Below are 11,126 nucleotides of genomic sequence, written 5' to 3'. Positions count from 1 at the left end.
TGATGTTGCTAAGTAAATGACCTTCTTTACTGAGTCATCAGATGAAAAGATTTTCCTTTTCTTCGTTGAATGGCGTATTACGCTATTCAACGACTCAATCGCATTTGTTGTATAAATAGCATGACGTATTTCGGCTGGATAGCTAAAGATCGTTCGGATATTTTCCCAATTGGCCCGCCAGGATTCTCCAATTTTGGGATACTGGTGATTCCATTGATCACAGAAGATGTCTAGGGACTTTAAAGCATTTTCCTCTGTACTTGCCTGATAAATCGCTTTCAGACCCGACGTAACAGCCTTGTAGTCTTTCCAGCTTACAAATCTCAGGCTATTGCGTACAACATGCACAATACACAGTTGAATATCAGTATGAGGGTAAACAGAGGCTATCGCGTCAGGAAAGCCTTTTAATCCATCTACACAGGCAACAAGAATGTCCTGTACTCCTCGATTTTTTAGCTCTGTCATGACTGACAGCCAGAATTTGGCACCTTCTGTCTGAGCAATCCACATACCCAGTAATTCTTTTTGCCCATCCATATTGATGCCTAAAGCAAGGTATACGGACTTGTTAATCACATTGGAGTGCTGACGGACTTTGACAACAATACAGTCAAGATAGACAACAGGATAAAGGCTATCTAAGGCTCTATTTTGCCACTCAGTCACTTGCTCAATCACAGCATCGGTAACTTTGCTGATGAGAGATGCTGACACATCGGCATCGTACATTTCTTTGAAGAAGGCTACAATTTCCCTATTAGTCATTCCTTTTGCATACAGTGAGAGGATTTGGTCATCCATACTGGTGATGCGTGTTTGGTGCTTTTTGATAATTTGTGGCTCAAATGAACCTTCTCGATCACGGGGAATATCTAAAGCCAGTTGTCCATCTTGAGTTGTAATGGTTTTAGAACTAAACCCATTACGGCTATTTGAGCCTTTCTTGGGCTGATGCTTTTCATAACCGAGATGGTCTGAAAGTTCAGTATTGAGTGCAGTTTCAATCATGAATTTTTTAAAGACTGCTGTCATTTGGTTTAAGTCTTCTGGTGTTTTTAGACCTTTAGCCAATTCGGCAGCCATACTTTTGATTGTTGCTTCATCCATGTGAAGTACCTTTTGTAATTATCCTCTGAAGGATAAATGAAAATTAAGTACTTACACAAAATTTAGAACAGTCCCTCGATATGGAACTTCTGCATTAAGCCAGCAAATCTCAAAATTAGAAAGCGAGCTTTCTATTCGCCTTTTACAACGTACCGCTTTGGGTACGGTTCCCACCCCTGCGGGTTTAGCTTTTTTTCAACAAGTGCAACTGGCGCTTAGACACCTAGACCATGCCGTAGACTCTGCGCATTCCTCACGTTTAAGTGGTCACGTCACCGTCGGTTTTTCACCGAGTGTTGCAGCTGTTATTGGCACACACTTTTTAAAACTCATGAGAAACCGTTACCCCGACATTAAAGTCCGTTTAATCGAAGGGTTATCAGGTGACCTCAAAGCCTTAGTGAATGCAAGGCAGCTCGATGTCGCGATCATCTTTAGTGACGATGTCGACCCACAGTGGGCCATACAGCCTTTAGTCAAAGAACAGATGTTTTTAATCTCACCTAAAGAAGTGTTGAGTCAGTACCACCTTGAAAGCTGTATCGACACTCAGACCATTAATCATTCACAGCTTAAAGAACTCCCTCTGATTTTACCAAGTCAACGACATGGACTGCGTTTACTGCTCGAACAGAAAATTCATCAGCTTAAAGTGGCCTATGAAATTGATGGGCTGCATTTGTTAATGGAAAGCATTAGCCAACTCGAAATGGCAACCATCCAACCTGCGGGTGCATCATTAAACTCAAGGCAAGACCTATGTTTACTGCGCGTTGTAGAACCTGCCATTGAACGCATTAACTATCTAATTAGCCTCTCTGAAGAAGAAATCTCGCCTGCCACCTTAGCCACCAAAGTAGTGATTCGTGCCTGTGTAGCAAACTTGATTAATGAAAAACGCTGGCCCGGTGCGGAACTCATAAACACTTAAGCGTTTAGTGTTTATTTTTACTAAACACCCATTCAAGCTTAGCCTCTCACTTCATCTTCCCTTTTAAAGCTACATTAGCCCTAGCTGAGAAAGGGAGAAATCCATGCATGATGTGATTGTAATTGGTGGTGGGAATGCCGCACTGTGTGCCGCGCTCACGGCAAAAGAAAGCGGCGCGTCTGTGCTTGTCATAGAAGCAGCACCTAAAGAATGGCGTGGTGGTAACTCACAACACACTCGTAACCTCCGTTGCATGCATGATGCTCCTCAAGATGTCTTAGTCGATGCCTACCCAGAAGAAGAATATTGGCAAGACCTACTTAAAGTGACTGCGGGCAAAACCAATGAACACTTAGCTCGTCTCGTCATTCGTAGTACAGCAACATGCCGTGACTGGATGCGTAAACATGGCGTGAATTTTCAGCCACCGCTATCGGGTGCTTTGCATGTTGCACGTACCAATGCCTTTTTTATGGGTGGCGGTAAAGCTCTTATTAATGCGTATTACCGTAGTGCCCAAGAGCTTGGCATCGAAATTTTATACAACACAAAAATTAAAGATCTAAAGTTAAACCAAGGACATTTTGAAGCTGCAATTGCTGAAGATGGCCGTGTGTTTAAAGCAAAAAGCTGTGTATTGGCCGCAGGTGGTTTTGAGTCAAATTTGGAATGGTTAAGAGAAGCATGGGGACAAAATGAAAACGGTGAATGGCCTGCCGATAATTTCATTATTCGCGGAACCCGCTTTAATCAGGGCAACTTACTCAAATTTATGATAGATCAAGGCGCCGATATTATTGGCGATCCATCACAATCGCATTGTGTCGCTGTAGACGCAAGAGCACCGTTATATGACGGTGGTATTTGTACTCGTATTGACTGCGTTTCACTGGGAATTGTAGTCAATAACAAAGCCGAACGTTTTTATGATGAAGGCGAAGACTTCTGGCCAAAACGTTATGCGATTTGGGGCCGCCTTGTTGCTAAACAACCCCAGCAAATTGCCTATTCTATTATTGATTCAAAAGCCATTGGTCGCTTTATGCCACCTGTGTTTGCGGGTGTAAAAGCAAATAGCATTCAAGAGTTAGCCGAAAAAATCGGGCTGGATGCAAAAACCTTATGCCATACCGTTGAAGAATTTAATCAAGCCTGTGTGCAAGGCACCTTTAATCATACCGTTTTAGATGACTGCACCACCGAAAATATTGTTCCTAACAAAACCCACTGGGCCGTTCCTCTCGATCAACCACCCTTCTATACCTATGCCCTTAAACCCGGCATTACCTTTACCTATTTAGGCTTAAAAGTCGAAGACGATGCTGCTGTGCGTTTTAACAATAAGCCAAGCAGCAACCTGTTTGTCGCAGGTGAAATGATGGCAGGTAACGTACTTGGTCAGGGTTATACCGCAGGCGTTGGTATGTCGATCGGAACGACATTTGGACGCATTGCCGGAAAAAATGCAGCCCACTATGCACTTTCACAAGGAGTTGAACATGAATGCTAATAGCAAAGCCCTAATTCCAGTTGTTCAGCTCTCTGACCATGAGCAAGAAGTCCAAAGAGCTCTACAGATTTGTAATGCTTGTCGCTACTGTGAGTCTTTTTGCGCTGTTTTTGCGGCGATGACCAAACGTCTTGAGTTTAACCAAGCCGATATTCATTACCTCGCAAACCTGTGCCATAACTGTGGTGCATGTTTACATGCTTGCCAATATGCCCCGCCGCACGAGTTTGGTGTAAACATTCCAAAAGCGATGGCGCAAGTACGTTTAGAAACTTACCAAGAGTTTGCGACACCTCAGCCTTTAGGTCAACTTTATAAATCTGTGGGTATTCCTTTTGTCTCGGCTTTAACACTCATTTTCTTTTTGTGCATGTTAGCGGTGGTGTGGTACAAAGGCACCGACCTGTTTGCAGGCTATCAAGGCAATTTTTATGCGATTTTCCCGCATAACTTTTTAGCACTATTGTTTGGAGCGACCTTTACCGTTGCCATTGTTTTGCTCGGCATTGGAATTAGCAAATTCTGGCGACAAACCTCTAAAGTTATTCATGGCAAAGTTGAGAAACCCGATCTGGTTCAAGCCACTCAAAATGTATTAACGCTTAAATATTTAGATGGTGGACATGGCAAAGGCTGTAATGAGCAAGATGATCGTTATACACAAATCCGCCGTGTGTTCCATCACCTGACTTTTTATGGCTTTATGCTCTGCTTTGCAGCTACAGGTGTAGCGACTTTATATCACTATTTTCTTGATCTACACGCACCATATCCTTACCTAAGTTTGCCTGTGATTTTAGGCACTTTAGGTGGAATTGGCTTAGTGGTCGGACCATCTGGCTTGCTCTATTTAAATCTTAAACGCCATCCATTGCATGGTGACCGTGAGCAAAAACCTGTAGATCGAGGTTTTATTTTCCTTCTACTTATCGTTAGCGCTTCAGGGCTAGCACTCATGGCATTTCGCAATACCCCTTATATGGCACTTTTACTGATTTTCCATTTAGCCACTGTCATGACTTTCTTTATTACCATGCCATTTGGAAAGTTCGCACATGGTTTTTACCGTAGTGCAGCTTTACTCAAATTTGCCATTGAAGAACGCATTTCGAAAGACCGATAAAAAATCATTCCCGATATTTTTAGCATAACACTATGGATACCCCCATACATTCCAGAAAGAATGAAGGGAATCTACAAAGGGAAATTGATAATTTTTAGATAAAAAAAGCCACATCTGGAGAATGTGGCTAAAGGTATTGCTTTGCTTGCTACGATGATACCGTAGTTTTAGATTAGAGTGATTAGCTTAATTTAAACTGAATAAATAATTTGTTTTAGGCTAATCATGCAGAACATGCTGATGATATTACCTAACCAGCGAGTTTTGCCATAACTGTGGCCGTTTAAGATATATCCGCACATATGCGTTCTTACCTTAGATCGGGGATGTTAATTATCATTTAAGCAACATTTTGATTAGCTTTTATCTCGTCTAATCCTTTTTGTGAATTTCCACGGATTTGTTAAGATGAACAACGTGCACATTCAATCTCACCTCATATGTGTTTAACGTCATGTGACATAAAAAAGCTATACTTTTTTAAACAATTCGGTCAGATTTGCACAGAATAATGAGGATGGATGACATCGTTAATCCTCCAGATCAGATTTATCTAAATATTAAGTTTCAAGGGTTTAATACGAATGAACAGCGCTGAAATCATGGCTGACTTATCCAACCATACACCAATAATGCAGCAGTGTTTTATCTTTGATATTAAATAATTTTTTCAAAAATTATTTAAAAGGTATACTAAATAAAATTTGTTGATTTTGTATTCAAATTTACAGCTCGAAGGAAGCGGTGTCCGTATAAAAGTAGTCCTAAGCAACCTCGAACAATATTCTAAACATATATTTTTCAATTGTTTGAAAATAAAATCATCCTAACCCCTCTTGTCTCATCCGACTAATTGCAATATTTTATGAGGGATAGGTTGTGGGGTAAATGAGGACATGCTAAAGAAATCTAAAGAGCTATCTGCGCTCAGTGTAGCAAAATTAAAGCTATTGGATGATATTCTGTAGGAGGTGTTGGTGGCCTATGCTTGAATGTAGAAGATAATTCTCGTGTCTGGATTTTGCGAGCGGTAGTAGGTAAACGTCTGGATAAAGATGGAAAGTTAAAACCTCATCGCCGTGATATTGGTATCGATCCCTATCCTGAAGTTTCTTTAGCCGAAGCACGTGCGAAAGCCACTAAATTAAGACTACAAATACGAAGTGGTATTGATCCAATTGCACTTAAGCAGGAACAGCTTGAAAAGCTTTATATCCAGCAGCTACGGAACAAAACATTCATTGAATGTGCAAAAATCGTTATTGCCAATAAAACTTGTGAACTTAAAAATGAAAAGCATATTGGGCATGGTCATCAACACTAGAAAATTATCTCTATCCAACGTTAGGTGATATTAGCATTGGCACGATTACCAAATTAGATATTGCTGAGGTTCTTAAACCGATCTAGATTAAGAAAAACGAAACAGCTAAACGCATTCGGGGCCGTATAGAGACTATTTTCGATTATGCCAAGACTATGGGATATTTTGAAGGTGACAACCCTGCTGCATGGAAAGGTAATCTTGAACCAATCTTAGGTAACTTAAAACAGGAATCACGCCCTCACCTATCCATACCTTATGAACAAGTTGCTGACTTTATCCAGCACCTAAGACACAAAAAGGCATTTCACCAAAGACACTAGAATTTACAAATTTAACTGCATGTCGTTCTGGTGAGGTTTTTGGAGTCAAATGGCAGGAAATTTATTTCAAAGGTATTATTTCGCAAATTAAAAAGATTAACTAATAAAGTGTTTATAAAATGTAGAAAATCATATCCTAAAAAATAAAGAATGTATTATATTGAATTTAGAAAAACTGAGAAAAATAGATGAAAATAAATATAGTTGATAATGTAACCAATTCTGATAGAGAAGAATTGTTGCGTGGATTAAGAAGTTATAACGAGCAATTCATTTGCACAATGACATGGAGAACATTTGGATTTTTCAGTCATGATAACTCAGGTCTTATGCTAGGTGGATTAATTGCCTCTCAAAAGGGGTTATGGCTTTGTATTGACTACCTTTGGGTAAACGAAACTACTCGAGGTTCTGGGTTAGGTAGTAAACTAATTACAATTACCGAACAAGCAGCAATAAAAGCTGGATGTAAATATGCACTTGTTGATACCTTTAGCTTTCAAGCTTTACCATTTTATGAAAAATCTAGGTTATCAGCTTAAAATGAGCCTACCTAATTTTCCTGATGAAGGTATAACAAGAAACCATTTAACTAAACAATTATAATTAATAGTTATTTAAAGTACATAAGCTGACTATAAAGTCAATATATATTAGAAAAATTAAATCCATAAAAATTATATAACTTCTCCGTTATTACATAAATTAATTAGATTTTTATCGGATCTATAAGTTAAACTTTATTGATTAAGAATTTTCAATTTATAATTTTTCAATAAAATTAGTATACAAAGAATAAATAATAATTATGAAATTTCCAAAGAAAGGAGAGTATCAAAACCCTCCTTTCTTTAATTAATCTTAGTTTCAAACCATGAAATAATCTCTTACAATTAATTAAACCACATAAATCGGGTATAAATTAATGACTAATATAATGAAATAAATTTTATATTCGCACAGCTTTAGATGACACAAGAAATTATCCGATAGCTATCGCTAATCAGATAGTATATCCTTTATTTTTACAAATAGATCTAGTTGATCAACTATCTCAATCTGATGCAACCTGTAGATTTTTAAACATTATTCAAAGATAATTATTCATATTCTATCTTATATAGTTATTGGTCAGTCGATTTAAAGTGGAACCATACATCCTATTAAAGACATATGGTCTCATATTTTATTATTTCATTTCATAAACTTTTTGTCCAGCAAACCAAGTTTGTGAAACCTTCCAATTCCGGATGTCTTTATTGATCGGTTCCTTCACAGTTCCATCTAAAATGACAAAGTCAGCCCATTTGCCGACGGTAATACTGCCGACTTGTTTTCCCCAGCCTGCAATATTGGCAGGGCTTTGAGTATACGTATATAAAGTCTCTCAAAGCCTGAACCAACTGCTGCAATCCTTTTTGAATATCCTGAACAGATACAAGATCATGAGATGTCATTGAATAAATGGTTTTTCTAGTTCTAATGAGGTAAAGAATGCTTTGAAATTATTGGAATGAGAACACTTGTACCAACAGGCAATAAATATAATTTCAGAAATACTGAGCTAAGCGGGACGACATCTATCGAAGATAAGGACTAGAGCTATGAGTATAGTAACTCAACTCATAGCTCTAGTCTGTTTCTAGTCAATTGTTTATCCTAGATTATTAAATCTTAAATTTCATCTGATAGACGCCTTGAAAACAGAGTACTATCAGAGGAAATTTGAGCCTAGCCATCATTAAAATACGAGAAATGAAATTATCTCGATATTTAAGATATTAAAATTATGGCAGGATATCAAAGTCAGATGATTTACAAATCAACTTGCCTGTAGAACCAAATTCGTATATAGCTGCAGCTCGTGCTTGCTGAAGCAACTGCCCTAAAGACGATCCATAAAAAGTTCCTACAGGTCTAAGCTCTCCCCATATAAACGAATCACAATAGATCGTTTTAACTGATTTGGTTGAGGCTGCAGAAACAGGTCCTACATTAAATGCAAATAATACTGGCAGGATAAATATAGATAGTTTTTTCATAAAATTTTCCACAAAACTTTAATTGAGTTACTCTTAATTTAGAGATGAAAGCACATAATAATCTCTCATTTCCAATTCAATATATTCTCTTGATATTCATCTGTATGTAATAAAAACAGAAAATAAATGTCATACCACCCTTAAATATCATCAAAATAATCACTCTCCAAACAATCCTTTAATTTATATTTTTAAAAAAAATATTATCAACTAAAAAATTTAATCATACGCAATATTACATTTACTGATAAAATCATATTTATTATAAATTCTATTTATACCTAACAAAGTATAGCTCTAGGTATACTTTATTAAAGTTGATCTTTTCAAGCATGAACCTAATTCATTTTTCTTTTTGATAAAACCCGGTTACTGCATAGTAACCGGGCCTTATTTTATTGCAGCCGAATCCACGCATCCTGCCAATTTGATCCTTTACCCGGTACATAATGGTGCGCAGCGATCGTACACCAACCACTATACGGGAAAGGCTTACATTGATAAATTCTACCGTCAGCTCCCTTGACTTTTGTTCCAGTTTTATAATTACGTATATTCTGCGGGTAAGTATGTTCATATCCCCCACCACCTTCCGTAGCTCTTATAATCTGGATTTCTACACTTTGAATATTACTACCTGCCTTACTGAACACATCGTTTTTGCCATTCACGGTTACGATATTACCCGTTGAGCTTTTTACTCCTGCCCGTAAATTAGAATGTTCGGCATTAATTTTCTCAGCCAACAAACGTGTCCATGTATTACGGGCACCATTCGTAGAGGAATTAATCACCAGCTCAGTTTTAAGATTAGGGTTTTCACTATTCCAATCAAATACACGCGTTACTACCCGATCATTTACTTTAAGATCATCGAGTGGATTAATATCCCCTACATCGTTCCAAGTCGATGGCGGTGGAGGCGGTGGTAACACTGGTGGCTTGGTCGGTTCTCCGGTGCCTACTTGCACATCAATTACATTATAAAATGCATTCGCCGTATCTCCGACATCCCATACAGCAAGTATTACATGATAACCATTACGGTCCGTAGGTACATTACAACGGTGAGTAACTTGACTTGGTGGTTTCTGGTATTTTCCATCCACTGAGCAAAAAGGCTTAAGATCGAATGAATTTCTCGAAAGCGGTATATTCTGGTTCCAGCCAGTTTTGGTTATATAATATTTCCACCCTTGAGATACATGGGGAGCTGTCAGTTTCCAGGTAAAATCATTCGCTCCGGTAGGTAAATTTATTTTTGTCCAACGGCTTGATGACTGAGCATTTAATTCAACAAACTGGCTCAAATTTGCATTTGCAATATGCCCATCCGGTGGTCCAGATTGAGGAAATCCTTTTGGTGCCTCCAAACTTTGAGGCTCCCACATCACACTACCACAATGTAAATTTTTATTAAGCTTACATGCATAGCCACGAGATTCTGGCTTCATTACATAACCATGAGCATATACCAAAGACGGAATTAAAGCGCCTAGTAAAACTAAACTCTGTTTGACCAAGCTATTGTGTTGAACCTGACGACTACTAGAATAACGTTTAGAGAATATCTGACTTAGATGATTCAAAATGACCTCCATGATCAAAACCAATAATATTTCAAAAAATATTATTAGGTATTAAAAAAACTGAAATTAAAAATATCTTCAACACTCACATGTGCCAAACATGTTGTATAAAAAATTGGCTGTTGCATCATCTTGGAATATATCTTTTGCTTTGACTCTAAATACCCGACCGCTACATAAAATTGTAAAGTAATCACGATTTCTATTGATAACTACCCCTCTAACAACATCTTTATTATTAATTTGATCAAATGATTGATTAGAAATATCTTTACTTCGATAAAAATAGACTTTTCGTCCTACCTGGATACCATTCAAATTTACTTTTTGATGGCTTTGTTGCACAAACCTATCTGTAAAGGCTTTTTCAGCGATATAATTTTCAAATGAAGAAGCCTACACACAAAATCTACCGCACAACCAATTGGCCCGCATATAACCGAGCACTCATTAATCGCGGAAATATTGCCCTTTGGTTTGATCCTGCTACGCAATGGTATGCTCCATCAAAAGGCAAACAAGGGCGAAATCAAACCTACTCCGACGCAGCCATCCAATGCTGCTTAATGATTAAATCCTTATTCCGTCTATCTTTACGTATGGTCACTGGCTTTGTGCAAAGTCTGATTAAACTTTGCGGATTAAATTGGACCGCACCAGATTACAGTACGCTTTGTAGAAGACAAAAGCATATTGATATTGCAATCAGCTACCAAAAAAGTAGCGATGGGCTGCATCTACTCGTAGACTCTACAGGGATGAAGTTTCTAGGTGAGGGCGAATGGAAACGCAAGAAACATGGAGCTGAATATCGTCGCCAATGGCGTAAACTACATATTGGTATAGATGCCAAAACCCTACAAATACGCGCTATTCAGCTCACAACCAATAATGTCTGTGATTCACAGGTGCTTGGTGATTTACTTAATCAGATTCCACAAGATGAGCAGATTGACTCTGTTTATACCGATGGAGCTTATGACACCAAGCAATGCCGTCAGGTCATTGCAGATCGGCAAGCACATGCGGTGATTCCACCTAGAAAAAATGCGAAACCATGGAAAGATACAAAGAGTAGCTCGCTAGAGCGAAATGAATTACTTCGAACAATTAAACGTTTAGGTAGGACACTATGGAAAAAATGGTCAGGCTATCATCGCCGAAGTTTGGTTGA

Annotated in this window: 8 protein-coding genes and 4 pseudogenes; 6 read left to right on the top strand and 6 right to left on the bottom strand. The window is 38.3% G+C overall.

The window, feature by feature from the left end; genetic code table 11:
- Nucleotides 1-1,110, bottom strand: a 1,110-nt coding sequence (locus ACINWC323_RS17060) for an IS256-like element ISAba26 family transposase (protein WP_009506471.1), incomplete at its 3' end; no start/stop codon positions are given.
- 82 nt (nucleotides 1,111-1,192) lie between these two features.
- Here ACINWC323_RS17060 and ACINWC323_RS17065 point away from each other — a divergent pair.
- From ACINWC323_RS17065 to ACINWC323_RS0118665, 5 genes and pseudogenes are all read left to right on the top strand, one after another.
- Nucleotides 1,193-2,041: pseudogene (locus ACINWC323_RS17065) on the top strand (LysR substrate-binding domain-containing protein); the annotation flags it as partial.
- Nucleotides 2,042-2,144: 103 nt separating this feature from the next.
- Complete coding sequence (gene tcuA / locus ACINWC323_RS17070; RefSeq protein WP_009507188.1) at nucleotides 2,145-3,551, top strand: FAD-dependent tricarballylate dehydrogenase TcuA; 1,407 nt, start codon at nucleotides 2,145-2,147, stop codon at nucleotides 3,549-3,551.
- The gene (tcuB, locus tag ACINWC323_RS17075) at nucleotides 3,541-4,674 is read left to right on the top strand and encodes a tricarballylate utilization 4Fe-4S protein TcuB (protein WP_032880911.1); all 1,134 of its coding nucleotides are present in this window, start codon (nucleotides 3,541-3,543) and stop codon (nucleotides 4,672-4,674) included. The genes tcuA and tcuB overlap by 11 nt, the downstream gene beginning before the upstream one ends.
- Before the next feature lie 896 nt (nucleotides 4,675-5,570).
- Nucleotides 5,571-6,416: pseudogene (locus tag ACINWC323_RS0118670) on the top strand (tyrosine-type recombinase/integrase); the annotation flags it as partial.
- Nucleotides 6,417-6,509: 93 nt separating this feature from the next.
- Complete coding sequence (locus ACINWC323_RS0118665; RefSeq protein WP_212749669.1) at nucleotides 6,510-6,863, top strand: GNAT family N-acetyltransferase; 354 nt, start codon at nucleotides 6,510-6,512, stop codon at nucleotides 6,861-6,863.
- A gap of 647 nt (nucleotides 6,864-7,510) precedes the next feature.
- On the opposite strand, the pseudogene ACINWC323_RS20010 reads toward ACINWC323_RS0118665, so the two are convergent.
- From ACINWC323_RS20010 to ACINWC323_RS20000, 5 genes and pseudogenes are all read right to left on the bottom strand, one after another.
- Nucleotides 7,511-7,708, bottom strand: a pseudogene (locus ACINWC323_RS20010) (amidohydrolase family protein); the annotation flags it as partial.
- A gap of 81 nt (nucleotides 7,709-7,789) precedes the next feature.
- Nucleotides 7,790-7,885: pseudogene (locus ACINWC323_RS20005) on the bottom strand (IS982 family transposase); the annotation flags it as partial.
- Nucleotides 7,886-8,108: 223 nt separating this feature from the next.
- A complete protein-coding gene (locus ACINWC323_RS17080; protein WP_009507189.1) occupies nucleotides 8,109-8,363 on the bottom strand; it encodes a hypothetical protein in 255 nt (84 codons plus the stop codon).
- Nucleotides 8,364-8,758: 395 nt separating this feature from the next.
- Nucleotides 8,759-9,964 (bottom strand): lytic polysaccharide monooxygenase, encoded by a 1,206-nt coding sequence (locus tag ACINWC323_RS17085; protein ID WP_009507194.1) that lies wholly within the window; start codon nucleotides 9,962-9,964, stop codon nucleotides 8,759-8,761.
- Nucleotides 9,965-10,030: 66 nt separating this feature from the next.
- Nucleotides 10,031-10,297, bottom strand: coding sequence for a hypothetical protein (locus ACINWC323_RS20000; RefSeq protein WP_155758119.1), 267 nt, complete (start codon nucleotides 10,295-10,297; stop codon nucleotides 10,031-10,033).
- Between the two features lie 41 nt (nucleotides 10,298-10,338).
- On the opposite strand from ACINWC323_RS20000, the gene ACINWC323_RS17090 reads away from it, so the two are divergent.
- Nucleotides 10,339-11,126, top strand: a 788-nt coding sequence (locus ACINWC323_RS17090; RefSeq protein ID WP_009507051.1) for an IS5-like element IS17 family transposase, incomplete at its 3' end; no start/stop codon positions are given.

Origin of the sequence: Acinetobacter sp. WC-323, assembly GCF_000314615.1 — a bacterium.
Lineage (GTDB): Bacteria > Pseudomonadota > Gammaproteobacteria > Pseudomonadales > Moraxellaceae > Acinetobacter > Acinetobacter courvalinii.
The sequence above is the reverse complement of the archived record's forward strand: the minus strand, read 5'-3'. Positions and strand labels throughout refer to the sequence as shown.

Bases quoted from the DNA above. Each gene is read 5' to 3' on its own strand.
- tcuB (WP_032880911.1), top strand. From the start codon at position 3,541: ATGAATGCTAATAGCAAAGCCCTAATTCCAGTTGTTCAGCTCTCTGAC.
- tcuA (WP_009507188.1), top strand. From the start codon at position 2,145: ATGCATGATGTGATTGTAATTGGTGGTGGGAATGCCGCACTGTGTGCC.
- ACINWC323_RS17085 (WP_009507194.1), bottom strand. From the start codon at position 9,964: ATGGAGGTCATTTTGAATCATCTAAGTCAGATATTCTCTAAACGTTAT.
- ACINWC323_RS0118665 (WP_212749669.1), top strand. From the start codon at position 6,510: ATGAAAATAAATATAGTTGATAATGTAACCAATTCTGATAGAGAAGAA.
- ACINWC323_RS17080 (WP_009507189.1), bottom strand. From the start codon at position 8,363: ATGAAAAAACTATCTATATTTATCCTGCCAGTATTATTTGCATTTAAT.